Raw genomic sequence first — 24,874 nt, 5'->3', positions numbered from 1 at the left:
CGGACCGAGACTAGGTGCTGGTCCCGGGTGCGGGCGAGGTGATTTCGGCGCCCCGGCCGCCGTCCGGGGAGCGGCGGGCGCGGTAGAGGTCGCGGAGCAGGGCGATCTCGGCGCCGTGGTGGAGGACTTCCTGGTTGACCCACCACACGATGTCGACGAACGGCTCCTCGGCGTCGCTGCCGTGCGGGTAGGTGCAGTACCCGACGGTGTCGAGCGCGGCCTCGTCGACGCTCAGCAGCGCCGTGTGCCAGGCGTCGGCGGCGGTCGCGAACGCGGCCACGGCGCCGGCCGCGTCGCCGGTGACGGGGTGGTCGTCGCGGGTGAGGCGGCGGGTGCCGGCCGTGTGGTCGGCGCGCAGGGTCAGCATCTCCGTCAGGTGGCTCAGGCGCCAGGCGAGGGTGGTGAAGGGCGGCGGCCAGGGGTGCGGGTAGGGGGCCGCGTCACGGCCCCACTCACCCGTGCGGGCACCGGCCAGGAGGGTCGCGCGCGGCCCCGGGCCGTCCGTGCGCCGCCGGACCGACCAGCAGTCGGCCACCAGCTCCCAGAGGTACTCCTCGTCGGTCATGGGCACCACCCGGGTGTCCGTACCGTCGCCGCTGTCCATCACCGGCCCCGCCAGGCGGTCGGACAGACGCGTGGACGCGAACGTGAACTGCCGTATCAGCGGGGCCAGGCGGGACGCGCTCACTGGCCCTCCCGGATCAGGCAGAACGGGTGTCCGGCGGGGTCGGCGTAGACGCGCCAGCCCCGGGCGTCGGGGGTGTCGTCGAGGAGGGTGGCACCGAGGGCGAGGACCTGTTCCTGGGCGCGGTCGAGGTCCGCGACGGCGAGGTCCAGGTGGGCCTGCTGGGGGTGGGCGGGGTCGGGCCACCGCGGCGGCCGGTGGCCGGTGACCTGCTGGAAGGCGAGGACGGCTCCGGACGGGGTGTGGAGCGTGGCCCAGTGCTCGTCCAGGGTCCAGCGCCGGTCGGGCCGGTTGACCTCCCCTCCGAGCAACTCCCCGTAGAAGCGGGCGAGTTCGAATGGCCGTGGACAGTCCAGTACCACGCACTGCAGTTCGGCGATCATGTCGGGATCCTAAGGGCTGCCCCCGTGATCCCCGGCGGGCGCGCGGCGCCGGCCACGGCACCTCGCCGCATCACGGGACGGCCCTCAGGCAGGAGCGAGCGCGGCGTCGATCATCCGGCGGGCTGCGGCGGTCAGTTCGGCCGGGTCCGGTGCCGGACGGGCGTGGGCGAGGGCGCCCGCGAGGCGGTCGTAGAGCAGGCCGTCGGTCCAGGCGGCCAGGAGCTCGGCGGACTCCGCCGGCCGGGGTGCGCCGAGGGCCGCGAGGACGGCGGCGGCGCGGGCGCGGGCGGCGAGGCCCGCCTGACGGAGGGCCGGTTCCAGTTCCGGGTTGCGGGCGGTCTCCAGGCTCAGCTCGAAGCGTGCCAGCTGCCGTTCGCGCCCCCGCGTCAGCCACTGGTGCAGCAGCGCCCCGAGCAGCCGCGCGGCGGCGTCCCGGTCCTGCGGGGCCTGCGGCGGGCCGGCGCCGTCGAGGTCGGCGAGGTCCAGCTCGGCGAGGCGGCGGTAGCAGGCGCCGATGAGCGCGGTCCGGGTGCGGAAGTAGTACGAGGTGCTGCCGGCCGGAAGGGCGGCGGCGCCGTCGACGGCCCGGTGCGTCAGGCCGCGCAGTCCTGCGGCGGCGACGAGGGCGATGGCCGTGTCCGCGATCAGCATCCGGCGGTCGGCGGCGGGGGGCGGGCTCTCCGGGGTGGACATGCCGTCACTCTACAGCTGTAGAGTGACGGCAGAGCCCTCTACGGATGTAGAGGAGCCGTCAAGGCAGGAGGCCGTGCCATGCCCGCAAGCCCGCGTCACGCCGTCGTCGCCGGTGCCGGGATCGGCGGGCTCACCGCCGCCCTGGCCCTGCACCGCCAGGGGTGGCGGGTCACCGTCTGCGAACGGGCGGCCGCACCGGCGGCCGTCGGCGCGGGGATCGTCCTCGCCCCCAACGCCCTGCGCGCCTACGACGCCATCGGCTTCGACGCCACCCGCGCGGCGGGCCGCGCCGTCCCGGCCTCCGTCGGCGTGCGCCGCCCCGGCGGCGCCCGGCTCAGCCGCGCCGACACCGCCGCTCTGGCCGCCCGCTACGGCCGGCCCCCGCTCGCCGTCCACCGCACCGCCCTCACCGCCGCGCTGGCGCAGGCGCTGCCCGGGGGCACCCTGGTGTACGGGGCCGGGGTCACCGCCGTGGACGGGGACGGCGGCCGCGCGGTGGTCCGTACCGCCGCCGGGGACCTCACCGCCGACGCGGTGGTCGCCGCCGACGGCATCCACAGCGCGCTGCGCCGGCGCCACTTCCCGGACCACCCGGGCCTGCACTACGCCGGGGAGACCGCCTGGCGGACCGTGCTGCCGTCCGGGCCGGCGGCCGAAGCGGCCGAGACCTGGGGCCGGGGCGAGCGCTTCGGGACGGTCCCGCTCGCCGACGGGCGGGTCTACCTGTACGCCACCGCCGTCGTCCCCGAGGGGTACCGGCCCGCGGACGTCCGGGGCGAACTGCTGCGGCGCTTCGGCACCTGGCACGATCCGATCCCCGCCCTGCTGGCGCGGATCGACCCGGCGGCGGTGCTCCAGCACGACCTGTACGACCTGGCCGCGCCGCTCCCCCGGCTCCACGACGGCCGCACCGCCTGGATCGGCGACGCCGCGCACGCCATGACCCCCAACCTCGGCCAGGGCGGCTGCCAGGCCGTCGAGGACGCCGTCGTCCTCGCCCACCTGCTGCGCGGCCCGGACGTACCGGCCGCCCTGGCCGCCTACACCCGGGCCAGGCTCGCCCGTACCGACGCCATCCGGGTCCGGGCCCGCCGGATGGGCCGGTTGGCCGCCCTCACCCATCCGCTGGCGGTGGCCGCGCGCGACCTCGCCCTCCGGGCCGCCCCGGCGAGCGCCGCGCGGCGAGCGCTGGACGACCTGTTCGACGGTTTCACGCTCCCGGCCCTCCCGGCCCCGCCGGCCCTCCCCGAATGAAGACCGCCCCCGGGCTCCCGCCCGACGCGCAAGCGGCTCAGCGGCCCAGTACCGCCATCGCCGCGTTGTGGCCCGGGATCCCGCTCACGCCGCCGCCCCGGACCGCCCCCGCACCGCACAGCAGGACGTTGCGGTGGGCGGTCTCCACGCCCCAGCGCCCCGCGTCCGCCTCGTCCCCGTACGGCCAGGACAGGTCCCGGTGGAAGATGTGACCGCCCGGAAGCCGCAGTTCGCGCTCCAGGTCCTGCGGGGTCTTGGCCTCGATGCAGGGGCGTCCGTCGCCGTCGAAGGCCAGGCAGTCGGTGAGCGGCTCGGCCAGGTGGGCGTCCAACTGGGCCAGGGTGGCGGTCAGCAGCACCTCGCGGGCCTGCCGGTTGTCCTTCTCGAAGAGCCGGGCCGGGGTGTGCAGGCCGAAGAGGGTGAGCGTCTGGTAGCCCTGGCCGGCGAGCTCCGGCCCGAGGATCGAGGGGTCGGCCAGCGAATGGCAGTAGAGCTCCGAGGGCGGCACGGACGGCAGTTCCCCTCCGGCCGCCTCGCCGTGGGCGCGCCTGAGCTGCTCGTAGCCCTCCGCGACGTGGAAGGTGCCGCCGAAGGCCTCACGGGGGTCCACCGAGGTGTCGCGCAGCCGGGGCAGCCGGCTCAGCAGCATGTTGACCTTGAGCTGGGCGCCCTCGGGGGCCGTGGCGCCGGTGTCCGGGGTCTCGCCGAGGAGTTCTGCCAGCGCCCGGGGGGAGGCGTTGACGAGCACGGTGCGTGCCACGACCGTGCCCTCGCCCGTCGCCGTGCGGAAGACGACCTCGGCCGGGGCGGTGCCGTCCGTGTGGATGCGCAGGACCTCGTGGCCGGTGGCGATCCGGGCGCCGCCCGCCCGGGCGGCCGCGGCCAGCGCGTCGGTGAGGGCTCCCATGCCGCCGACGGGCACGTCCCAGTCGCCCGTCCCGCCCCCGATCACGTGGTAGAGGAAGCAGCGGTTCTGTACGAGTGACGGGTCGTCGGCGTCGGCGAAGGTGCCGATCAGGCCGTCTGTGAGGACCACGCCCCGGACCAGGTCGTCGGCGAAGCGTTCCTCCAGCGCCCGCCCGAGCGGTTCCTCGAACAGCATCCGCCAGGCCGCCTCGTCGTCGATCCTGGCCCGCAGCCGCGCACGGGTGGGCAGCGGTTCGGTGAGGGTGGGGAAGACCTTGCGGGCGAGCCGGCCGGTGGTCCCGTAGAAGGCCCGCCACGCCTCGTACTCCCGGTCCGAGCCGGTGAGCTTCGCGAAGGACTCCCGGGTGCGGGTCTCGCCTCCGCCGACGAGGAGTCCGCCGGGGCGGCCGTCGCGCTCGAAGGGCGTGTACGAGGAGACCGTGCGCCGCCGTACCGCGAACCGCAGCCCCAGGTCCCGGACGATCTTCGCGGGGAGCAGCGAGACCAGGTAGGAGTAGCGCGAGAGCCGGGCGTCGACGCCGGCGAAGGGGCGGGTGGAGACGGCCGCGCCGCCGGTGTGGCCGAGCCGTTCGAGGACCAGTACCGAGCGGCCGGCGCGGGCCAGGTAGGCGGCGGCGACGAGGCCGTTGTGGCCGCCTCCCACGATCACCGCGTCGTACACGTCCTGCGCGAGGCCCCGGGAACCTGAGTTGGCGGTCATGGCTCTTGGTAGCACACCTGGCCGAGCCGCTCCAGACAGTGCGCCTCGTCGGCGTGGGCGAGGACCGTGTCGGGGTGCTCGTCGCCGAGGGAGCGTTCGCGGATGCCGGACAGGTCCCGGTAGATGGGCAGTGCCTCGTCCCAGCGGCCGAGCCGCCCCAGGCCGACGGCGAGTTCCCGGCGGCTGACCAGGGTGTCCGGGTGTTCCGCGCCGAGGACCCTGGCGCGGGCCGCGCCGACCTCGCGGGCCTCGGCGACGGCCTCCTCCCAGCGTTCGAGGCGGCCCAGGTTGACCCCGAGGACGTGGCGGGCGCGCAGGGTTTCCGGGTCGGCGGCGCCGTAGGCCCGGGTGCGGTCGCGGACCAGGGAGCGGAACAGGTCGAGGGCCTCTGCGGCCCGGCCGGTGCGGCCCAGGGCGATGCCGGTCTCGTAGCGGGCGGCGAGGGCGTCGGGGTGGTCCCGGCCCAGTACGCGTTCCCGGGCGGCGGCGACCCGGCGGAAGCCGGTCAGGGCCTCCTGCCAGCGGCCGAGCCGGCCGAGGGCGTACGCGGCCTCGTAACGGCTCTGCAGGGTCTCCGCGTGCTCGGCCCCGAGCACGGCGGCGCGGTCGGCCGCCACCTCGGCGGCGGTGGCGTGGGCCTCGGCGTGCCGGCCCAGGGCGCTCAGGGCGCAGGCCAGGCTGTGGCGGCAGCGCAGGGTGTCGGGGTGGAGCGGGCCCGTGGTGCGGACGCGGGCGGCCAGCACCGCGCGGTACATCTCGTAGGCCTCTCCGTGGCGGCCGAGGCGGCCCAGTTCGTACGCCTCCTCCTGGCGGGCGGCGAGGGTCTCGGGGTGGTCGGGGCCGAGCACCCGGGCCCGGCCCTGTGCCACGGCGGCGTACACGGCGAGGGCCTCCTCGGGCCGGCCGGCGCGGCTGAGGGCGAAGGCGCGGGTGTGGCCGGCGGCGAGCGCGTCGGGCTCTCCGGCGGGCGGGGTGCGCGGCGCAAGCCCGTAGGCGGCGGTGAGCCGGGGGTCCTCGGCGGGGGCGGGCCGGCCGATGCGGTGCTCGGCGGTACCGGAGGCAGAGCCGGAAACCGCGAGACCGGAGCCGGAACCGGAACCGGATCCGTAGCCCGTCGTGGCGGAGGGGGCCGCCGTCCAGGAGCCGGTGAGCAGGGCCCACTCCCCGCTGGCGGGGCGGGCGTCCACTCCGGCCTTGCGTCCGGCGGTCATCCCCGCCGCCCAGGCGGGCAGCGGGGGCTGGGCGGCGGGCCGCCCGCCGGGGCCGAAGCGGGACTCGACCAGGCGCCGGTGCAGGTGGCGGGCGTCGCCGGGCCGGTCCTCGGGACGCTTGGCCAGCAGGTCCAGCACGAGCCGCTCGAAGTAGCCGGGCAGCTCGGGGCGGTGGTCCCGCAGCGGTACGGGCGCGGTGTCGCGGTGGCCTACCAGCACGGACCAGGAGTCGCCGAGGTCGAAGGGCGGGGCTCCGGTGGCGATCTCGTAGAGGACGCAGCCGAGGGAGTAGAGGTCGCTGCGGTGGTCGACCTCGCCGCCCGCGATCTGTTCGGGCGACATGTAGTGCGGGGTGCCCATGGCCATGCCGCCGCCGGTGAGCTTGGCGGTGAAGCCGATGTCGTGTGCCAGGCGGGCGATGCCGAAGTCGCAGATCTTCACCGTGCCGTCGGTGAGCCGCATGATGTTGGCGGGCTTGAGGTCGCGGTGGACGACGCCCTGGTCGTGGGTGTAGCCGAGGGCGGCGGCCATCTGCTCGGCGATGTCGAGGACCACGTCGACGGGGAGCGGACGCGCCTCGTTCTCCTCCATGAGCTGGCTGAGGTTGCGTCCCTCGAGGAGCTCCATGACCAGGTAGAGGGGGCCGCCGGAGGCGCTGTCGTCGCCGAAGTCGTGGACGACCGTGACGCCCCGGTGCTGGAGCGAGGCGGCGACGCGCGCCTCGCGGCGGAAGCGCTCGCGCAGGACCTGGGTGAAGTGGGCGTCCTGTTCCGGGCCGAGGGGCTTGAGGCACTTCACCGCGACCTGCCGGCCGAGCGACTCGTCGCGGGCACGCCACACCTCGCCCATGCCGCCGCGCCCGATCAGATCGAGTGACCGGTACCGGCCCTGGATCAGTCTGGACTCCGCCATGTCTTAAAGCCGCCCCCGTCGTCGTGCCGCGCCCTCCCCGGCCGGTCCAGTATGGCCGCTGATGTTCGCAGTGTGTACGCGGAGGGGCGGGTGCCGGTGCCGAGTCGGCGCATCGCTCTCAAGATGTGACCTGGAGGCGGCCGCCGGGGCGGACCTGCGGGAATGCTGCGCAGCACGCGGCGCGTGGGGCGCAGGCGGCGGGTGACCGCGCCCGGGGCCGGTGCGGGGTGTCCGTACGGCTGGTGCGGCCGGTGGGGCAGGGATCCGTGGGCGGCGGCCAACGGGCGGGCGCCCCAATGGATTTCGGCCAGGGACGCGGTACGGGGGTACGGGCGGGGCGCGCGGGGGTCCCCGGCGGCACCGGCGCCGGCCCGGCGGCGGGGCGGGGGTGCGGCGGCGGGGGCGGGCGCGGCCCCCTCGCTCCGGGAAGCCTGCCCATGCGTGCCTCAGGCCAGCCGCGAGACGTGGTACTGGCGGATCCGCCAGCGGTCTCCGGTGTGCTGGGCGAGGACGGAGAGGCGGACGGTGAGCGGGGTCCCGGCGGGGTCCTCGGGGGTGGGTGTCCGGAAGGTGACGGTGGCGAACCCGCCGAGCGCCTCGGCGGCGACGGGGCGGGAGTGCAAGACCTCCACGGTGGCGGTGGTGCCGGGCGGGACGTTCTCGTAGTAGGTCCGTATCTCCGCCCGGCCGTTCAACAGCCGGGGGGACAGGCCCTGGAAGAGGGCGTCCTCCGTGAAGAGGGCGACGATGTCGTCGACGCGGCGCTCCGCGAAGGCCGCGCGCCACTCCTCCAGGATGTCTGCAAGTACCCCAAAACGGTTCGACATACGCCCGTTACCTCCGGTTCCATGGTCAATAACTTATTAAGACACCATGTTGACAGCCTAAGTACCGATACCGACTACTTTTCGAAGTGCATAATGAGGCCATGCAGGATCATGCAAGGCAGTACCCGGGGGAATGTTGTGAAGGTGACCGCTCCGCGGACACAGGGGGCGGCGTATGCGGTGAGGGCCTGACCGTCTACCGCCAGGCCGTCGTGAAGGGATGCACGCCCAGGGAAGGCGCACCCGCCTGTCTCCTGCGGATGGGACTGCTCGTCGCTCCGCCGGACGACCCGACCGTCCTCGTGCCCGTGGCGCCGGACGTCGCCAAGGCCGAACTCGTCCGCCCCATCGAGCAGTCGCTGGAGCGGCAGCGGCTGGACGCGCACGCCATCGCCGGGAGCTTCGTACCGGTGGCCGCGATCTACACCGCCGCCAAACGCGAACACACCGGCTGGGCCACCGCGATCGACGGGGAGAAGGTCGTCCACTCCACGCTCGCGCACGCGGTCCGCGAGTGCCGGGAGGAACTGATGACGGTGCAGCCGGGGGGCTCGCGCGTCTCCTACGACCTGGACGAGCTCGACCACGTACGCGGTGCCGTACGGCACCGCACCCTGTACCCGCACGCCGCCCGGACCCACGCGGCCACACTGCGCCACATCGAACGGCTCACGGAGGCCGGGTGCGAGGTCCGCACCCTCGACCACGTCTTCGACCGGCTGATCGTCATCGACCGGGCCGTCGCCTACGTCCCGGGCCCCGGCGAGGGCCGGACCTCGGTGCTGGAGATCAGGCAGCCCTCCATCGTCTCCTTCCTCGTGCGGGTCTTCGAGGAGGCCTGGGAACGCGGTTCGACCATCGACCCGGGTGCCTCGCGCACCGTGGAGCCCGACATCGCCGACGAGATCCAGCGGGCCGTGATGCGCCTGCTGGTGGCCGGTCACACGGACGAGGCGATCGCCCGCCGCCTCGGCACCAGCCGGCGGACCGTCGCCGCCCACGTGAGCCGGATCGCCGCCACCCTGCAGAGCCGCAGCCGGGCCCAGCTCGGCTACCTCATCGCCACCAGCGGGCTGCTGCCCGCGGACGAGCGCGCCGAGCCGGACTGCGCCCCGCTGCCGGCCTGAGCCCCACCCGTCGAGCACCCGAGGCCCGGCCGGGACACCCCGGCCGGGCCCGCTCAGCTCCGGGCGCGGCGCGCGCGCAGCGCCCGTACGCCCGCTGCCGCCAGCAGCACCAGGACCAGCAGCGTCGACCAGCCCAGCTGGCCGCGCGCCCCGGGGTCGAGGGCCATCAGCACGAGCACGGCCACGATGCCGGCCGCCGCGAGCCAGGACAGGTACGGGAAGCCGCGCATCCGCACCACCAGCAGGTGCGGGGAGTCCCGCTCCAGCCGGCGGCGCAGCACCAGGTGGGCGGCGGCCACGGTCAGCCACATGTAGAGCATGGAGCCGCCCATGGCCTTCGCCAGGAACGGCAGGATCCGTTCCGGCCAGCGGTGGTCGAGGACGATCGCCACGAAGCCGAAGGCCGCCGACGCCGCGACGGCCGCCCGGGGCGCGCCCCGGGCGGAGGTGCGCAGCAGGACGCGCGGGGCCTCGCCCCGGGCGGCGAGCGAGTGCGCCATGCGCGAGGCGCCGTACAGGTTGGCGTTCATCGCGGACAGCAGGGCGATGAGCACGACGACCTCGATCAGCCGCCCCGCGCCCGGGATGCCGAGCCGGTCGAGGACCGCGACGTAGGGACTGCGTCCGGGCGTGGCCGCGTCCCACGGCAGCAGGGTGACGATCACGGCGATCGAGCCGAGGTAGAAGAGGCTGATCCGCCAGATGGCGCTGCCGACCGCCTTGGTGACGGAGCGGGCGGGATCGCCGGACTCGGCGGCGGCCATGGTGATGACCTCCATGCCGCCGAAGGCGAACACCACGGTCAGCAGGCCCGCGACGACACTGTCCCAGCCCTGCGGCAGGAAGCCGCCGCGGCCGGTCAGATTGGTCATGCCGGGCGACTCGACCCCGGGCACGGCGCCGCACAGGGCGGCCACGCCGAGGGCGAGGAAGGCGATGATGGCGGCCACCTTGATGCCCGCGAACCAGAATTCGGCCTCCCCGAAGGAGGAGACCGAGAGCATGTTGGACTGGGTGAAGACGGCCAGGGCCGCGAGGGCGATCGCCCACTGCGGTACGGCCGGGACCCACTGGTGCAGGATGGTCGCGGCGGCGATCAGCTCGATGGCGATCGCGATGACGGTCACGGCCCAGTACAGCCAGCCCGCGGTGAAGCCGGCCCACCGGCCCAGGGCACGGTCGGCGTAGACGGAGAACGAGCCGCTGGCCGGCATGGCCGCGGCCATCTCGCCGAGCATCCGCATGACCAGCAGGGCCAGGGCGGCGGCGAGCGCGTACGACAGGATGATGGCCGGGCCCGCGACCCGCAGGCCGGTTCCGGAGCCGACGAACAGCCCGGCGCCGATGACCCCGCCGAGGGCCAGCATGGTCAGGTGGCGTGGGCGCAGGGCGCCGGCGAGTTCCCCGTCGGCCGGGGCCCGGGCCGCGGGCGGCCGGGGTGTCTGGGTGAGTGGAGCGGACATGTGCGGTTCCCCCGGGTACGGACGTGGACGGGGCCGGCGTCCGTGGCGCCGGCCCCGCGTCACGGTGTCGGTCAAGAAGAGACGCGCTCGAGCGTCGCGGTGTGCAGCTCGCCGGCGCGGCCGCCGTCGGGGGTGGCGTACGTCCAGTAGACGCTGACGGTGGAGTGGCCGAGGTCCATGACGTGGCTGACCGTCATGCCGGAGGCCTCGACCCAGTTGACGAAGTAGAGGCCCTCGCCCACCTGGCGGACGGAGAGCCGCTCCTGGCCGCTGCGGCCGGCCATCGGGCCTTCCAGGGCGGTCCAGTCGAGGGTCGTGCCGTCGGCGGAGTAGGAGTTCCGCAGGACGGCGCCGTTGTCGAGGGTGAGGACGTACGTGTGGCCCGCGAAGGCGGGGACGGCGGCGGCCGGCCGTGCGGCGGGGGCGGCGGAAGCCGCGGCCGGAGCCGGGGCCGCCGCCTGGGCGGACGGGGCCGCGGCGAGGGCGATCAGGGCGGTGGCGACGAGGGCCGGGACGGTGGTGCGCAGACGCATGACGGTTCCTTCTCTGTGGTGGTGACGGGGTGTGGGCAGCGGGCGCGCGGGGCGCGTCACTGCGCGTACTGGTAGAAGCGGGTGTGGTCGAGCAGCTCGGAGGGCCGCACCTGCCACGGGGACATGGGCTCGTCGAGGCTGATGACCCGGCCGTGCTGGGGGTCGGTGGCGGGCAGGGGCCGGCGCGGCTCGTAGCCGGATCCGGGGTGCTTGCGCTGCCAGCGGGCCCAGACGAGGTCGATGAACGTGTGGTGGAGCCAGAAGACGGGGTCGTTGGGCGAGGTCCCGCCGGTCATCTGGCCGCCGACCCACAGGTGGACCCGGTTGTGGTTGTGCCAGCCCTCCTTCTCCCCCACGGTCCAGCCCTCCAGCTTGTTGCGGAAGCCCGCCGTGGTGGCGGTGGAGTCCCAGGGCGCGGAGTCGTACACCGGGTCGTCGACGGCCCGGGCGAGTTCGGCGGGCGTGGGCAGTGCGACCGGGTCGGCGGGGCGGCCGAAGTCGCGCATCAGGTACTTCTCCTCGGTGACGCCCACGTTCACCGGCCAGTCGCCCCGGTCGAAGGCGAACGGGCCGGTCATGACCCGCCGGTCGCCGGGGCGGCCGTTGCCGCCGAGGAAGTCGTCGGCCCACAGGCCCGAGGTGGGCGACTGGTCGGTGGTCCAGTCCCAGTAGGGCAGGGTCACCTTCGGGTCGACCCGCTGGAGGGCGCGTTCGAACTCCAGCAGGTACTGGCGGTGCCAGGGGAAGAAGGAGGGGGACATGTGCCCCACCCGCTGCCCGCCCTCGCCGTCGGAGACGAAGTACTGGCCGTGCAGCCGGACGAACTCGTCGTAGACACCGCGTCGTTTCACCTCCAGGAGGGCCGCCACGAACCTCGCCCGCTCGTCGGCGTCCAGGTCCTTCTGGTTCTTGCGCGTGTACACGTGTGCTTGTTCCTCGCTCTGTCGGGACGTCAGTGGTGGTGCAGCCGGGCCGTCGAGAGCTGCGCGGTGCCGATCTCGTCCACCGCCGCCCGCGCCACCTCCAGCGGGGTGGGGAAGGACTGGTAGTGGTTGACCAGGCTCAGGTAGCTGCCGTCGGCGCGGCGCATGACGTGCAGCGGACGGCCGTCGATGCTGACCTCGATGCCGGGGCCCGGGGCCGGGGCACCGGCGTTCCGGGCGGAGGCGTAGCGCACGGGCGTCGGTCCGCCCTGGATGCGCCGGCCCCGGTACACCTCGTCGAAGCTGCCGGGGAGCGGGGCCGGCGCGGCGCCGGCCCCCGCGGGTGCGCCGGCGGGTGCGGGGGCGGGGTCGGCCAGGACGATCGGCGCGACGGCGGCGCTGGTGCCGACGACGGCGGCCGTGGTCAGGGCGGCCCGCATCATGTCCCTGCGGGTGATGGTGTTCATGCGTGCTGCTCCTGGGGTGCGGTGGCCGGTGCGGTGATGTCCTCGAGGACCGCCCGGACGATGTCGTCGGCCCGTTCGAGAACGGAGGGCATGCCGGAGGTGAAGAAGAGGGTCCCGGCGCCCATGTCGCCGATCGCGTGCATCCGCCGGTGGGGCCGGCCGGCGCCGACGGCCCGGCTGGTGGACGGTTCGATGTGCAGGCCGCCGTGCGGGTGGTACTCGCCGATGCCGTCCTCGACGAGCGAGTCGACGAACGGGCGGGCCTGCGCCGGGACCCGGTGGGAGGGCGCGCTGACGGCGTTGACGACGACGTCGCTCTCGTACTCCCCTCCGTCGGCCCCGATGTGGAAGCCGTCGCCGGCCAGGGGCTTGACGTTCCACAGGCCGCGCAGGACGCGCAGGCCGCCCGCCTCGTGGAGCTCCAGCAGCTTGCGGGCGTTGGCCGGGGGCATCGGGCAGCACAGGCTCATCACGGCCCGGTAGTGGTGCTCCCGGATGAAGTCCTGGTCGGCGGTGCGCAGCAGCGTCCAGGCGTCGGGGCCGCTCTCGGGGACGGCGTGCTGCATGACCCGCATGCCGGTGTCGGCCTCGTCGATGCGGTCGTACTGGCGGCGCAGCCGCTCCAGGGGGGCTTCGGTGCCCAGGGAGGACAGTTCGGCGACCACCGCGGAGGGGTCGGCGCCGTGTGCGGCCAGTTCCCGTTCCAGGAGTTCCAGTACGTCGTCCAGTGCGAGCCGGCCGTCGTGGTTCGCGGCGGCGCGGGCGTGCAGGGCGGCGGGGGTGAAGTGCCGGATCTCGGGGAAGACGGGGCGCTGCCGCACGGCGGGCAGGGCGCCGTTGCGGGAGGCCATGGTGATCCGGCCCCGGTGGCCGCGGGCGGCGAGGGAGACGACGGTGTCCACGGCCGCGAGGCCGGTGCCGAGGACGGTGACGTCGGCGGTCGCGGGTATCGCGGCGACCGTGGTGCGCAGCGGGTAGGGGTCGCCGAAGTAGCCCGGGCTGCCGTCGAGTCCGTAGTGGTCGGCGGGCCGGCCGGCGCCGACCGCGCAGACCACGTAGTCGAAGGCGTGGGTGCGGCCGTCCCGGGTGGTCAGCACCACCTCCTCCCCGACCTCGCGGGCGGCGACGACCGCGTCGCGGACGATGCCGGTGGGCCAGCCGCCGAGGGAGAGCTCGCCGACGGCGTTCTCGGCGGTGCGTTCCAGGTAGCTGCCGAACACCCGGCGGGGCGGGAAGTAGCCGTCCGCGGCGTAATCGCCCTGCCCGTACGGGAGTCCGGAGGCGCGCAGCCAGTTCAGGAAGTCGTCGGGGTCTCCGGTGCGGGCGCTCATCTCCGCCGGGATGATGTTGGCGAGGACCGTGTCGGCGTCGTGCTGGTAGGCGCGGCCGCGCCACAGGCTGCCCGAGGGTTCGAAGACGGTGATCGAGCCCCGGCCGCGGCCCCGGGTGCGGGAGAGCCGGTCCAGCAGGCAGACGGCCGCGGCCCCTCCGCCGACCAGGCCGATGCGCGTCGGCGGGCGGTCGTTCGTGTCGATGGTCATGGTCACCCTTCGTGGAGAGGAGTCGGCGGGAGGGGCGCCCGCGGGGGCGCCGTCAGTGCGCGGGGGCGGGCTGCGGCTCGGCGGCGGCGGCCGTGGGGGCGGCGGCGGGGCGCCGGCGGGAGCTCGCGTAGAGCAGGCCGAGGCCGATCAGCGCCCAGACGACGAGCACCAGGACCGGGCCGCCGGCACCGGCGCCGTCGAAGGGGCCCGCGGTGCGCAGCAGGGTCGCGGCGGCGCCCGCCGGGAAGAACTGGCCGATCGAGCCCAGCGGCTGGGGCAGCATCTCGGGGGCCGAGGCCAGTCCGGAGAGCGGGTTGCCGACGACGAACATCAGGACGGCGCCGACGGCTATGCCGGGCGGGCCGATCAGCGAGCCGAGCCCGGTGATCAGGGAGACCATGGCCAGCTCCAGCAGGGCCACGATCGCGGCGTTGGCGAAGTAGCCGCCCGGGGCCACCCCGCTGAGGTGGGTCAGCATCAGGGAGCTGAGGAGTCCGGAGGCGATGGCGAAGCCGATGACGCCGAGGAACTTGGCGCCGGCGGCGCGCACCTTGAGGACGAAGAGCAGGGCGGCGATCACGGCGGTGATCAGCAGGGGCAGGAAGCCCATGGAAAGGCCCGTGCCGTGCGGGTCGTCGGGGTCCGCGGGCACCACGTCGGTGACGCGTACCGGGCCGCCGGCGAGTTCCTGCGCCTGCCCGGTCAGGGTCTGGGCGACGGTGGGCGAGGCGGCGGAGGCCAGGCGCAGTTCGAGTCCGCTGGCGGTGGGCAGCAGGGCCCCGTACGCCTTGCGGTCGCGCAGGGCGGCGTCGGCCTCCTCGACACCGGCGGCGGTCCCGACGTCGTAGGCGCCGGGGGCGGCCTCGCGCAGCCGGTCGGCGAGCTGCTCCGCGCTCTGGGGGGCGCCCGGTGCGGAGACGACCAGGACGGGCAGGTCCCGGGGTGCGGCGTGGGACGCCGACCACGAGAACCAGCCGCCGATGACGAACTGCACGATCGCGACGATGACGAGGATGGTGCGCGCTTCCGCGCGCGGTGAGGCGGTCGAACTCATGATTGCTTCCTGGGATCTGGTGCGGCAGGCAGGCAGGCGGGGCCGGGGCGGCCGGGCGGGACCGGCCGGGCAGGCGGGCGGGCCGGTGCGGCGGGGCGCTGGCGGCTACTCGTCGAGCAGGTCGGGCTGTTCCGCCGTGATCTCGTCCCACATGATCTGGAAGCTGTAGCGGCCGAGCTGCTCGTCACCGAAGCCGTCCCGGGCCAGCAGGGCCTGCTCGTGGGACATCGGGACGGGGCGGCCCGCGGCGAGGGCCAGCAACTGCACCTGGGCGCAGCTCTCGTAGGTGAAGAACCAGTGGACGGCCTCCTCCAGGGAGCCGCCCACGGTGATCAGGCCGTGGTGGCGCAGCAGCATGGCGCGCTTGGCGCCGAGGCGGTCGGCGATGTCCTGGCCGTGTTCGATCCGGATGGCGGGGCCGTCGTAGTCGCCGTAGAGGACCTGGTCCTGGTAGAAGGCCGCGGACTCCTGGTCGTAGGGCTCCAGCAGCCGTTCGAGGGCGCCGAGGGCGCGGGCGTGGACGGTGTGGCCGTGCGCGATGGCGTCGGCCCCGGGCCGCTCGTGGATCTTCGAGTGGATGGTGAAGGCGCTGGGGTTGACCTTGCCGGTGCCGTCGACGACGCGGCCCGAGGCGTCGACGCGGATCAGGTCGGCCACGCGGACGCGGCTGAAGGAGACGCCGAAGGGGTTGACCCAGAAGGTGTCGAGGTCTTCGGGGTCGCGGACCGAGATGTGGCCGGATATCCCTTCGGCGTAGCCCGCCTTGCCGAACAGCCGCATGGCGGCGGCCAGTCGCCGCTTGCGGTGGCGGCGCTCCTCCTCGGCGGAGGCGAACACCGGGTCCGCGGGGATCGGCAGACCGGTGTGGGTGTCGGCGAGGAAGGCTTCGTGTGCGGTGGTGGACACGTCTTGTCTCCTGGATGGTCGGTTTCGGGCCTGCCGGCCCCCTGCTCCCCCGGCCGCGCCGGGGCAGGGCGAAGCCTGGCCACGGGTCGGGGAAGGTGCGCCTAAACCCCTGGTCAGCTGGGGTGTGGCGGCTCGGGAGGGCATCAGCTCCTGCACCTGAATCCTGTCCCACGCCGGGGTGGTTTTTCGGCCTCCAAAGGCTCCGCACGGCTTCATAAGCGTGCGTTTCACGTTTGCGCAGCGGGCCTGATTACGGGCATAGCGGCACAGATCGCGCCCGGCGGGGCCGTCGCGCTCCGGCGGGACCGGCGCGGGCGGTGTCAACGGGCCGTCAGGATGGGACCGGGCGCCGTCAACGACCCGTCAGGGGGCGGACGCACGCGGCCGGATGCGGGCCTAGCCTCGGTGGCGTGCCCCGGGACGCCTCCCCGCTGCCCGGGGCCCCGTCCGCCGCTCGTGGTTCCTCCGGGAGGAGACCTCATGTGTGTGTACTCGTACGAAGACGATCCCGAGCCGGAGGAACGCGTCCCGGCCGGACCCCTGTACGTACCGGTCCGGCGGGGAGGCGCGGAGGTGGTGGTACGCCTGTTCCGCACCCCGCTGGGCGCCCGTACCGCCGTCGGCTTCACCGGGCCGGACCGGCTCGCCGCCGTGCTGGGGGCCGGGCACCCCTGGATCCGGCTCTCGGAGGCGGCGCTGCGCGCGCTGGCCGAGCCGCTCGGGGCGACGCCGCTCACCGTCGACCCGGTCCTGACCGCTCCGGGGGTCACGCCGGCGCCGTCCGCCGCGCCCGCGGCGGCGCCCTCGGCGCCCGCGGCGGCGGCGGCCGCTGTGCCCGCTCCGCCGACGCCCGCGCCCTTTCCGGCGCCCGCGTCCTCGCCCGCGCTCTCCCCCGCGTCCTCGCCGGTGCCCTCGGTGCCCGCGCCCCGGCCGTCGGGTTCCGCCGCGCGGACCGCCTGAAGGGGAGGGCGCCATGACCATCGCAGCCGTCCCCGAGGTGTCGGGGCGCGCCGGTGACCTGTCCGTCTGGCCCGCCTCCACGACCGTGCTCGCCCGCGGCGGCCTGGCCGTCGGCGGGGTGCCGCTGGCGGACGTCGCCGAACGGTTCGGGACCCCGGCGTACGTACTGGACGAGGGCGAGGTGCGCGCACGCTGCCGCGCCTACCGGGACGCCTTCCCCCGAGCCGACGTCCTGTACGCCGCCAAGGCCTTCCTCTCCCGCGCGATGGTGCGCTGGGTCCGGGAGGAGGGCCTCGGCCTCGACGTGTGCTCCGCCGGGGAACTGGAACTCGCCGTGACCTCGGGGTTCCCCGCCGAGCGGATCGTGCTGCACGGCAACGCCAAGTCACCCCGGGACATCGGGGCCGCGCTGCGGCTCGGCGTGGGAAGGATCGTCATCGACAGCCCCTCCGAGATAGCCCGCATCGCCGCCGCCGTGGGACCCCGGGGCCACCAGAGGGTCCTGGTGCGGGTGGTGCCGGGTGTCCGCGCAGGCGGCCACGCGAAGATCCGTACCGGTACGGAGGACCAGAAGTTCGGGCTGTCCGCCGCCGACGGCAGCGCCCGGCGGGCCGTCGACCGGATCCTGGCCCAGCCGCAGCTGGAACTCGCGGGGCTGCACTGCCACATCGGTTCCCAGATCACCGCCGTCGGCCCCTACCTGGTGGCGCTGCGCCGCATGGTGGAGCTGATGGCCGAGGTCCGCGACGCCCACGGGGTCGCCCTGCCCGAGCTGGACCTGGGCGGCGGGCACGGCATCGCGTACCGCCCCGGGGAACCGGCCCTGGACGTGGCCTCGCTGGCGCGCGGGCTGGGCACCGGCCTCGCCCGGGCCTGCGCCGCCGCCGCTCTGCCCGTGCCCCGGCTCGCGATCGAGCCGGGGCGGGCCGTCGTGGGTCCGGCCGGGGTCGCCCTGTACCGGGTGCTCGCCGTGAAACGCACCCGGGGCGACGTGTTCGTGGCCGTGGACGGCGGGATGAGCGACAACCCGCGGCCCGCCCTGTACGGGGTGCGGTACGCGCCCCGGCTGGCCGCCCGCGCCTCCACGGCCGGCCCCCGCACGGCCACCGTGGTCGGCCGGCACTGCGAGGCCGGTGACGTCCTCGCCGCCGGGGTGACCCTGCCGGACGACGTCCACCCCGGCGACCTGCTCGCCGTACCGGTGGCCGGGGCCTACCAGCTGTCCATGGCCTCCGGGTACAACATGGTCGGCCGGCCGCCGGTGGTCGCGGTGCACGGGGACGTGGCGCGGCTCCTCGTCAGGCGCGAGACCCTGGACGACTTCCGCAGCCGCGACATCGGGGATTAGCGTCCCGCGCCCGTGCCGTCGGGTCCGGTCCAGTCGAAGGTGATGTGCTTGCTGGACTGGCCCTCCCTGCTCCAGTGGAAGCCGAAGGCGTCGGCCCGGTCCACGGTCGAGCGGCCCCAGGTGGCGACCTGCCCCCGCCCGGTCTCCGAGCCCGGCAGGTTCGTCGACTGGACCCGCGCGCCCTCCGGGGTCGTGGGACCCGTGAGGGCCACCGCGCCGGCCTCGACCCGGCCGGGGACGGTGGCCCTCCAGCCGCCGAGGTCCTCGTCGACCTCGATGTGGACGGGGGCGAAGTCCAGGCCGCGCATCTCGGCGTCCATCATGGCCACCATCTCGGCCGGCCAGCTGCCCGCCCGGCCCCCGAAGATCATCTGCAGTGCCTGGCGCTGGGCCTCGTCGGCCCGCTCGTCGAGGAAGATCGCCGCGTACGTGTCACTGTGCTCCGCCCACACGTTCCCGACGAAGGAACCGAGCATCAGGACGTTCAGGCCGTCGAGCGTCACGTCACCGTAGTTGCCCTCGCGTATGTGCCAGGCGAGGACTCCGTCGCATTCTCCGTAGCTGGGCCGCTGCGCGAAGGAGCAGGGGCACGGAACATCACACCTGCACGTGTCGAACCAGTCCCCGGCCGCGTGCCAGGCCGGGACGGTCGCTGTGGTCTCGGACATCTCATCGCCTCCACGTGACCCCGCGCCGGGCGGGCGTCGCGGAGGGCCCGCCCTGTGCCGGGCGGACACCGTCGCCCGCGTTCGGCGGCACGGATCATCAGCTCGATTCTCCTCCTCCCGCCGCACCGGCGGAAGCGGTCACCCCATCCGGCGCATGTCCATCTCCCCCATCGGCGGGCCCGGGTCCAGTCCCGGCAGCAGCCAGTCCTGGAAGGGGGCGAGGGCCGCCAGCACGAGGAAGACGAGGCCCACGGCCCAGGCCAGCCACGGGCCCTGCCGCCAGAGCTTCTCCAGGAAGATCACCGCGGCGACGGCCGCCATCGCGGCCACGTTCATCACCCCGAGCGGGATCAGGACGATCATCAGGCCCCAGCAGCAGCCGACGCAGTACAGGCCGTGGTGCGCGCCGACCCGCAGGTCCTTGGCCCATCGCCGGTAGCGCGCGTACCGGGCGAGCTGGAACATCGGGTTGCGGCAGTGCCGGAGGCAGACCCGCTTCAGCGGGCCGAACTGCTGGAGCCCCGCGAGGAGGAAGGCTCCCGCGCCGATCCACCGCGCCGCCCCGGGAGCGGCCTCCACCAGGCGCCCGGTCACGGTCAGCGCCCCGTACACCAGCAGCCCGAAACCGGTCCAGGCCAGCAGGTAGCCGCTCACGAACTCGGCGGTGCGCAGTGCGCGGGCGGGGCCCGCCGAGCGGCGGCCGATGCCGCGCACCCAGGTGAGGGCCACGGGCGCCACCGAGGGCAGCATCATCGCCGCCGTCATGACCACCCACAGCGCGAGGAAGAGCGGCAGTGCCATGCCCATGCTGCCGGGCCCGGTCCCCGTCCCCCGGGCCTGGCCGACCGTGGCCGCCCAGGCGAGTACGGCGATCAGCACCATCAGCGTCCAGCCGACCGCCAGCTCGCGCCCCGGCAGCAGGACTCCGGGCCGGTTCGGCGCGGGTGCGCCGGGACGGACGTGCGCCATGGTGCGCCTCCCGGGGGCGCGCGGTTGCCCGAGGACCCTCCCAGCTCAGCACAGAACCGGTGGTCCGGCGATCCGTGATGCGGCCCCGGCCGACCCCATGAGCGGAGCCACACCACTCCGCTAACATGTTCGAGCCAACAATCACCAGGTTGAAATATGAACATCGGCTGAAAATGATATCTGCGGTATCGCGCACGCTTGCGCGCATGGGCGGCGGAATCGAGTCCGGGGCTTGGCGTCGGCCACGGGTCGCTCTGTGGGCCGCGGTGAGCGTGACGGGCCTCGGATTCCTCGTCGCCCTGGAAATGGCCTCGCGCCGCTACGGCGTGGCGGGTCCGATCACCGACCAGGCGCGAGAAGTGATCTTCGCCCCGAGGTCGGGGACCGTGCTGTACGCGAGCATGGCCTTGATGATGGTCGTGCTCACCTGGCGGCAGCGGTTCATCGCGCTCGGCGCCGCGGTCGGCATCGACCTGGTCCTCTGGCTCGTACGGTGGGCGCTCGGCGCCGAGAACATGGTCGGCAGCGGCGCCCTGTGGGTGACCCTGGGCTGTGCCGTCTTCGCCGTCACGCGCCGCACCGGCCCCGAGCGCGCCCTGCTGCTGAAGGGCGCCGGACTGGCGCTGCTGCTGGTCACCGGCCGGAAGACCGGCTACGCCTGGCTGCTGATCACCTCGAAGACCCGCCCGATGGTGCTGGACCAGTACGTGGCGGCCGCCGATCACGCGCTCGGCAACCCGTCGTGGGTGGCCGGCCGGATCGTGGAGGCCACCGGCTCGGTCGGCCACCACGTGCTCGACTGGGTCTACATCCAGCTCGCGGTCGGCGCGGTCCTGGTCGCCCTGTACCAGCTGCGCCACGTGGCGGTGCAGCGCCGCTTCCCGGCCCACCACCTGGTGCGCACGTTCCTGGTGGTCGGCCTGCTCGGGCCGGGCATCTACATGGTCTTCCCGGTGGTCGGGCCGATCCTCGCCTACGGCGCCGACGGCGGCCAGTGGGCGGTGGCCAACCTGTGGCCGCACACGGCGCCCGGCCTCGGGACCCCGCGGCCGATGCTCTTCGACGAGATCACCCCGCGCAACTGCATGCCCAGCCTGCACACGGCGTGGGCCACCGCGATCTTCATCCACTCCCGCAAGGGTCCGTGGGCCCTGCGGTTCCTCGGCACCTTCTGGCTGATCGCCACGCTCGGCGCGACGCTGGGCTTCGGCTACCACTACGGAGCGGACATCGTCTCGGGCGTGGTCTTCACCCTCACGATCGAGGCGGCGCTGCGGGCACTCGCCCGCGGCTGGGACCGGCGGGCGACCCTGCTGGTCGGCTCCGGCACCGCGGTCTTCACCGCGCAGCTGGTGTCGTACCGCTACCTGTCGACGGAGATGGCCGGGCATCCGTGGGTGTTCGGTCCGCTGGTGCTCCTGGCGTCGGCCGCGGTCGTCTACGGCTACGTACGGACCACCCGGCTCTGGGACCGCCAGCCCGCGGCGGCGCCCCTGCCGGCCCCCCGCTCGCACGAACCCCAGCCCGAACTGGTCTGACCCGCCCGCACCGCCGCACCGCCCCGGCCGGGGGACCGCACTCGGCCGGGGCGGTGCCCGTGGGCGGTCAGCGGCGGACCCTCGGCATGCCCAGGCCGATCCAGGAGATGATCTCGCGCTGGATCTCGTTGTTGCCGCCGCCGAAGGTGAAGATCACGGCGCTGCGGTAGCCCCGTTCCAGTTCGCCGTGCAGGACCGCGCCCGCGGAGCCGTCCTTGAGGGAGCCCGCCGCGCCGACCACCTCCATGAGCCAGGCGTACGCGTCCCTGCGCGCCTCCGAGCCGTACACCTTGACCGCGGAGGCGTCCTGCGGGGTGAGGGTGCCCGACTCGACGGCGCCCACCATCTGCCAGTTGAGCAGCTTCATCGCGTCGAGACGGGCGTGCGTGCGGGCGAGACGGCCGCGCACCCAGGACAGGTCGATCACGCGGCGCCCGTCGGCGAGCTTCGTCGCGGCGGCCCAGCGCTGTACGTCGTGCAGGGCGCGGACGGCCATGGTGCCGTGGGCGGCGAGGGTGACGCGCTCGTGGTTGAGCTGGTTGGTGATCAGGCGCCAGCCCTCGTTCTCCTGCCCGACGCGGCGGCTCGCGGGCACGCGGATGTCCTCGTAGTAGCTGGCGGTCGTGTCGTGCGAGGCGAGGGTGTTGATCAGGGTGCAGGAGTAGCCGGGGTCGGAGGTCGGCACGAGCAGCATGGTGATGCCCTTGTGCGCGGGGGCGTCCGGATCGGTGCGGACGGCGAGCCAGACCCAGTCGGCGGTGTCGCCGTTGGTGGTCCAGATCTTCTGGCCGTTGACCACGTAGGTCCCGCTCTCCTCGTCGCCCTCTCGGACGGCCTTGCACTTGAGGGCGGCCAGGTCGGTGCCGGCGTCGGGCTCGCTGTAGCCGATGGCGAAGTCGATCTCCCCCGAGAGGATCCGGGGGAGGAAGTACGCCTTCTGCTCGTCGGTGCCGAAGCGCATGAGGGTCGGACCGACCGTGTTCAGGGCCATCAGCGGCAGCGGGACGACGGCCTGCGCGGCCTCGTCGAAGAAGATGAACTGCTCCATGGCCGACATCCCGCGGCCGCCGTACTCCTTCGGCCAGCCGACGCCGAGCCAGCCGTCCGCGCCGAGGCGGCGGATGGTCTCCCGGTAGAAGCGCTTCTGCGCGGCGGGGTCCTCGTAGCGGGCGTGGACGTCCTCCGGCACGAGCTCGGCGAAGTAGGCGCGCAGCTCGGTGCGCAACTGCTGCTGCTCAGGCGTGTATTCGAGGTGCACGGCCCCTCCGGGAGTCTCGCGGTCGCGCCGGTCGCTGCGGTGGCGGCGGTCAGAGTAGAACCCGTTACAGGAATTGGGAAGGGCCGGGGCGGGCCCCGCGTCCGCCCGCGCCGGTAGGGTCACGCCCCATGAGAGACGCGGAGACGGTCGTGGCCGGCAGCGAGATCGTGGTGGAGTGCCCGGGGCTCACCCACCACCACACGGGAGACACCCCGGTTCCCCTGCGGCTCCGGCGGCGGACCGCCGACGGGACGTGGATCTTCGAAGTGGGCACACCGGTCGCCCAGGTGCCCCTGCTGGCCGGCACCGCGCGGGAGCAGGACGTACGCGACCTCGCGCTGGGGATCCTGGACGTCCTGGAGACCGACGGCGGGGAGCCCGACTTCCGGCTCTACGACGACGGCTACACCGAGGTGCGGGCGACGGTCGGCTACGGCCCCGAGCTCTACCTGGCGCTGGAGGCCACCTTCGACCTGGACCGGGACCGGGCCGGCACGGACCCGAACGGCTCGCCCCGGTACGCCAATCCCTTCGGCTGGTGCTTCGCGGAACTGGGCGGGATACCCCTGGCCGAGCCGGAGGCGCTGGGCGGGTTCGCGCGGGCGCTGCTGGCGGCGCTCGACGGCTGACGGCGAGGCCCGCGCCCCGCGCGGACGCACCGCTCCCCCGCGCGGATACGCGGTTCCCGCGCGGATGCGCGGCTCCGGCGGCGGTGTCAGGGCCGGCCCAGCGCCCCGATCATCGCCTCGGCCGTCGCCGCCATCGCCGTGCGGGCGGCGGTGAGGTACGGGCGGGGGTCGGCCGGGGTGAGGTGGGTGCGGATGGCCTCGGTCATGGCCAGGTTGAGGGCGGTGCCGATGTTGACCTTGCGGATCCCGCCGGCGACGGCGGCCGCGAGTTCCGCGTCGGGCAGGCCGGAGGAGCCGTGCAGCACCAGCGGCACGTCCAGGGTCTTGGCGAGCCGCGCCAGCAGGGCGTGGTCGAGGGAGGCGGTGCGGCTGGTCATGGCGTGGCTGCTGCCGATGGCCACGGCCAGGGCGTCGACCCCGGAGTCGGCGACGAACCGCCGGGCCTCGTCCGGGTCGGTACGGGCTCCCGGCGCGTGCGGATCGAGCGGCGCGGCCCCGTTCTTGCCGCCGACCTCGCCGAGCTCCGCCTCGATCCACAGCCCGTTGGCGTGGGCCCAGTCGGCGGCGGACCGGGTCGACTCCAGGTTCTCGGCGTAGGGCAGGTGCGCGGCGTCGTACATCACGGACCCGAAGCCGGCGTCCGCGGCCTGCCGCAGCAGGTCGGGGCTCTTGACGTGGTCGAGGTGGAGGCCGACGGGCACCCGGGCGGCCTCCGCGCAGGCGGCGGCGGCCCGGGCGATGGGCAGCAGGGCTCCGCCGCGGAACTTCACCGCGTTCTCGCTGAGTTGCAGGATGACGGGCAGGCCGGTCCGTTCGGCGCCCTCGACCACGGCTTCGGCGTGTTCCAGGGTGATGATGTTGAAGGCGGCGACGGCGCCGCCGGCCGCTGCCGCCCCGGCGACGAGGGCCCCTGCGGCGGCGAGGCTCATCGGACCGCCTCCTCGCCCGCGGTGAGGATCACCGAGCGGGTGAGGTTGCGGGGGGCGTCGGGGTCGAGCCCCCGGTGCGCGGCGACGGCGACGGCGAGGCGTTGTGCCCGCACGAGCTCGGCGAGCGGGTCGAGTTCCCCGTCCACCCATTGCGCGCCGGTGCCCAGGACCTGTTCGGCGATCCCCTCGGGGGTGTCGCCCAGTGACCAGGTGACGGAGCCGGGGCCGGTGACGCTGACGGGCCCGTGCCGGTATTCCATCGCGGGATAGGCCTCGGCCCACGACAGCGATGCCTCGCGCATCTTCAGGGCGGCCTCGTGGGCCAGGCCCACGCTCCAGCCGCGTCCGAGGAAGGTGAACTGGCCGCGCGCTTCGAGGCCGTTGGGCAGGGGCAGTTCCAGGGCGGTGCGCGCGTCGGCGATCACGGCGGGGGTGTGGGCGCCGACGTGGGCGCGCAGCAGGGTGAGGGCGGTGGTGGCGAAGCGGGTCTGGACGACGGACCGTTCGTCGGCGAAGTCCAGTACGACGAGGTCGTCCGCGAGGGTCACGACCGGGGTGTCCGGGTCCCCGATGACGGCGGTGGTCGGGGTCCCGGACTCCCGCAGCCCGGCGAGGAGGTCCAGCACCTCGGTGGTGGTCCCCGACCGGGTGAGGGCGACGACCCGGTCGTAGCGGCGGTGGCGGGGGAACTCCGAGGCGGGGAAGGCGTCGGTCTCCCCGTGCCCAACCTGCTCGCGCAGGGCGGCGGCGGCCTGGGCCATGTAGTACGAGGTCCCGCAGCCGACGACCGCGGTGCGCTCACCGGGCCCGGGCAGCACCGCCCGGTGGGCCGGGGCCAGTTCGGCGGCCCGTTCCCAGCTGTCGGGCTGCGTGGCCAGCTCGTACGCGACGTGACTCATGCGGGCTCCTTGCGGGTCGGATGCGTCGGCCGGAACGCGTACCGGCCGGACTTCCCTGCGTGCTCCTGCG

Annotated in this window: 24 protein-coding genes; 6 read left to right on the top strand and 18 right to left on the bottom strand. The window is 74.6% G+C overall.

Annotated elements, in window-relative coordinates; translation table 11 throughout:
* Positions 1-10 precede the first annotated feature (10 nt).
* From ACZ51S_RS02245 to ACZ51S_RS02235, 3 genes are all read right to left on the bottom strand, one after another.
* Positions 11-688 (bottom strand): DinB family protein, encoded by a 678-nt coding sequence (locus ACZ51S_RS02245; protein ID WP_468959327.1) that lies wholly within the window; start codon positions 686-688, stop codon positions 11-13.
* The gene (locus tag ACZ51S_RS02240) at positions 685-1,068 is read right to left on the bottom strand and encodes a VOC family protein (protein WP_468477188.1); all 384 of its coding nucleotides are present in this window, start codon (positions 1,066-1,068) and stop codon (positions 685-687) included. The genes ACZ51S_RS02245 and ACZ51S_RS02240 overlap by 4 nt, the downstream gene beginning before the upstream one ends.
* Positions 1,069-1,152: 84 nt before the next feature.
* Positions 1,153-1,761 (bottom strand): TetR/AcrR family transcriptional regulator, encoded by a 609-nt coding sequence (locus ACZ51S_RS02235; RefSeq protein WP_468801838.1) that lies wholly within the window; start codon positions 1,759-1,761, stop codon positions 1,153-1,155.
* 78 nt (positions 1,762-1,839) lie between these two features.
* Here ACZ51S_RS02235 and ACZ51S_RS02230 point away from each other — a divergent pair, with 78 nt between their 5' ends.
* Positions 1,840-3,015 carry an FAD-dependent monooxygenase gene (locus tag ACZ51S_RS02230; protein WP_468959325.1) on the top strand — a complete coding sequence of 392 codons (1,176 nt, stop codon included), beginning with the start codon at positions 1,840-1,842 and terminating at the stop codon, positions 3,013-3,015.
* Between the two features lie 37 nt (positions 3,016-3,052).
* Here ACZ51S_RS02230 and ACZ51S_RS02225 read toward each other — a convergent pair whose 3' ends face one another.
* The 3 genes from ACZ51S_RS02225 to ACZ51S_RS02215 all read right to left on the bottom strand — a co-directional run bounded on the left by ACZ51S_RS02225 (position 3,053) and on the right by ACZ51S_RS02215 (position 7,592).
* Entirely contained in the window at positions 3,053-4,642 is a 1,590-nt protein-coding gene (locus ACZ51S_RS02225) for a phytoene desaturase family protein (protein WP_468959323.1), read from the bottom strand.
* Positions 4,639-6,765 carry a serine/threonine-protein kinase gene (locus ACZ51S_RS02220; RefSeq protein ID WP_468477192.1) on the bottom strand — a complete coding sequence of 709 codons (2,127 nt, stop codon included), beginning with the start codon at positions 6,763-6,765 and terminating at the stop codon, positions 4,639-4,641. The genes ACZ51S_RS02225 and ACZ51S_RS02220 overlap by 4 nt, the downstream gene beginning before the upstream one ends.
* A gap of 446 nt (positions 6,766-7,211) precedes the next feature.
* Entirely contained in the window at positions 7,212-7,592 is a 381-nt protein-coding gene (locus ACZ51S_RS02215; protein WP_468477193.1) for an SgcJ/EcaC family oxidoreductase, read from the bottom strand.
* A gap of 260 nt (positions 7,593-7,852) precedes the next feature.
* Between ACZ51S_RS02215 and ACZ51S_RS02210 the strand changes: the two genes are divergently transcribed.
* Positions 7,853-8,719 carry a helix-turn-helix transcriptional regulator gene (locus ACZ51S_RS02210; RefSeq protein WP_468477194.1) on the top strand — a complete coding sequence of 289 codons (867 nt, stop codon included), beginning with the start codon at positions 7,853-7,855 and terminating at the stop codon, positions 8,717-8,719.
* A 53-nt stretch (positions 8,720-8,772) separates the two neighbouring features.
* On the opposite strand, the gene ACZ51S_RS02205 is transcribed toward ACZ51S_RS02210, so the two are convergent.
* The 7 genes from ACZ51S_RS02205 to ACZ51S_RS02175 all read right to left on the bottom strand — a co-directional run bounded on the left by ACZ51S_RS02205 (position 8,773) and on the right by ACZ51S_RS02175 (position 15,606).
* A complete protein-coding gene (locus ACZ51S_RS02205; protein WP_468959321.1) occupies positions 8,773-10,182 on the bottom strand; it encodes an amino acid permease in 1,410 nt (469 codons plus the stop codon).
* A 71-nt stretch (positions 10,183-10,253) separates the two neighbouring features.
* Entirely contained in the window at positions 10,254-10,715 is a 462-nt protein-coding gene (locus ACZ51S_RS02200; protein WP_468959319.1) for a MoaF-related domain-containing protein, read from the bottom strand.
* A gap of 56 nt (positions 10,716-10,771) precedes the next feature.
* Entirely contained in the window at positions 10,772-11,638 is an 867-nt protein-coding gene (locus ACZ51S_RS02195; protein WP_468477197.1) for a tyrosinase family protein, read from the bottom strand.
* A gap of 29 nt (positions 11,639-11,667) precedes the next feature.
* Complete coding sequence (locus tag ACZ51S_RS02190; protein WP_468477198.1) at positions 11,668-12,105, bottom strand: tyrosinase family oxidase copper chaperone; 438 nt, start codon at positions 12,103-12,105, stop codon at positions 11,668-11,670.
* Complete coding sequence (locus ACZ51S_RS02185; protein ID WP_468477199.1) at positions 12,102-13,646, bottom strand: FAD/NAD(P)-binding protein; 1,545 nt, start codon at positions 13,644-13,646, stop codon at positions 12,102-12,104. Before ACZ51S_RS02185 ends, ACZ51S_RS02190 begins: the two co-directional genes overlap by 4 nt.
* Positions 13,647-13,698: 52 nt before the next feature.
* Positions 13,699-14,700: an ABC transporter permease gene (locus ACZ51S_RS02180; RefSeq protein ID WP_468959316.1), complete on the bottom strand. Its 1,002-nt coding sequence runs from the start codon at positions 14,698-14,700 to the stop codon at positions 13,699-13,701.
* 105 nt (positions 14,701-14,805) lie between these two features.
* Positions 14,806-15,606, bottom strand: a complete 801-nt coding sequence (locus ACZ51S_RS02175) for a class II aldolase/adducin family protein (RefSeq protein ID WP_468477201.1) — start codon at positions 15,604-15,606, stop codon at positions 14,806-14,808.
* Positions 15,607-16,086: 480 nt separating this feature from the next.
* Here ACZ51S_RS02175 and ACZ51S_RS02170 point away from each other — a divergent pair, with 480 nt between their 5' ends.
* Together ACZ51S_RS02170 and lysA are read left to right on the top strand one after the other, a co-directional pair.
* Positions 16,087-16,566, top strand: coding sequence for an SAV_915 family protein (locus ACZ51S_RS02170; protein WP_468959313.1), 480 nt, complete (start codon positions 16,087-16,089; stop codon positions 16,564-16,566).
* Between the two features lie 13 nt (positions 16,567-16,579).
* On the top strand, positions 16,580-17,914 hold the full coding sequence (lysA, locus tag ACZ51S_RS02165; protein ID WP_468959310.1) for a diaminopimelate decarboxylase: 1,335 nt from the start codon (positions 16,580-16,582) through the stop codon (positions 17,912-17,914).
* On the opposite strand, the gene ACZ51S_RS02160 is transcribed toward lysA, so the two are convergent.
* Both ACZ51S_RS02160 and ACZ51S_RS02155 read right to left on the bottom strand, forming a co-directional pair.
* Positions 17,911-18,582 carry a DUF1326 domain-containing protein gene (locus tag ACZ51S_RS02160; protein WP_468959309.1) on the bottom strand — a complete coding sequence of 224 codons (672 nt, stop codon included), beginning with the start codon at positions 18,580-18,582 and terminating at the stop codon, positions 17,911-17,913. The genes lysA and ACZ51S_RS02160 overlap by 4 nt on opposite strands.
* Positions 18,583-18,720: 138 nt before the next feature.
* A complete protein-coding gene (locus tag ACZ51S_RS02155; protein ID WP_468959307.1) occupies positions 18,721-19,551 on the bottom strand; it encodes a DUF2182 domain-containing protein in 831 nt (276 codons plus the stop codon).
* A 206-nt stretch (positions 19,552-19,757) separates the two neighbouring features.
* On the opposite strand from ACZ51S_RS02155, the gene ACZ51S_RS02150 reads away from it, so the two are divergent.
* A complete protein-coding gene (locus tag ACZ51S_RS02150; protein WP_468959305.1) occupies positions 19,758-21,089 on the top strand; it encodes a phosphatase PAP2 family protein in 1,332 nt (443 codons plus the stop codon).
* 67 nt (positions 21,090-21,156) lie between these two features.
* Here ACZ51S_RS02150 and ACZ51S_RS02145 read toward each other — a convergent pair whose 3' ends face one another.
* Complete coding sequence (locus ACZ51S_RS02145; protein WP_468477207.1) at positions 21,157-22,347, bottom strand: acyl-CoA dehydrogenase family protein; 1,191 nt, start codon at positions 22,345-22,347, stop codon at positions 21,157-21,159.
* Between the two features lie 128 nt (positions 22,348-22,475).
* On the opposite strand from ACZ51S_RS02145, the gene ACZ51S_RS02140 reads away from it, so the two are divergent.
* On the top strand, positions 22,476-22,976 hold the full coding sequence (locus ACZ51S_RS02140; protein WP_468477208.1) for a hypothetical protein: 501 nt from the start codon (positions 22,476-22,478) through the stop codon (positions 22,974-22,976).
* 86 nt (positions 22,977-23,062) lie between these two features.
* Here the strand turns inward: ACZ51S_RS02140 and ACZ51S_RS02135 are convergent, their stop codons facing one another.
* Both ACZ51S_RS02135 and ACZ51S_RS02130 read right to left on the bottom strand, forming a co-directional pair.
* Positions 23,063-23,905, bottom strand: coding sequence for a class II fructose-bisphosphate aldolase (locus ACZ51S_RS02135; protein WP_467883921.1), 843 nt, complete (start codon positions 23,903-23,905; stop codon positions 23,063-23,065).
* On the bottom strand, positions 23,902-24,804 hold the full coding sequence (locus ACZ51S_RS02130; RefSeq protein WP_468477209.1) for an SIS domain-containing protein: 903 nt from the start codon (positions 24,802-24,804) through the stop codon (positions 23,902-23,904). Before ACZ51S_RS02130 ends, ACZ51S_RS02135 begins: the two co-directional genes overlap by 4 nt.
* Between the last annotated feature and the right edge of the window lie 70 nt (positions 24,805-24,874).

The sequence above is a fragment of the Streptomyces sp. NPDC034043 genome (assembly GCF_055575675.1).
The sequence above is the reverse complement of the archived record's forward strand: the minus strand, read 5'-3'. Positions and strand labels throughout refer to the sequence as shown.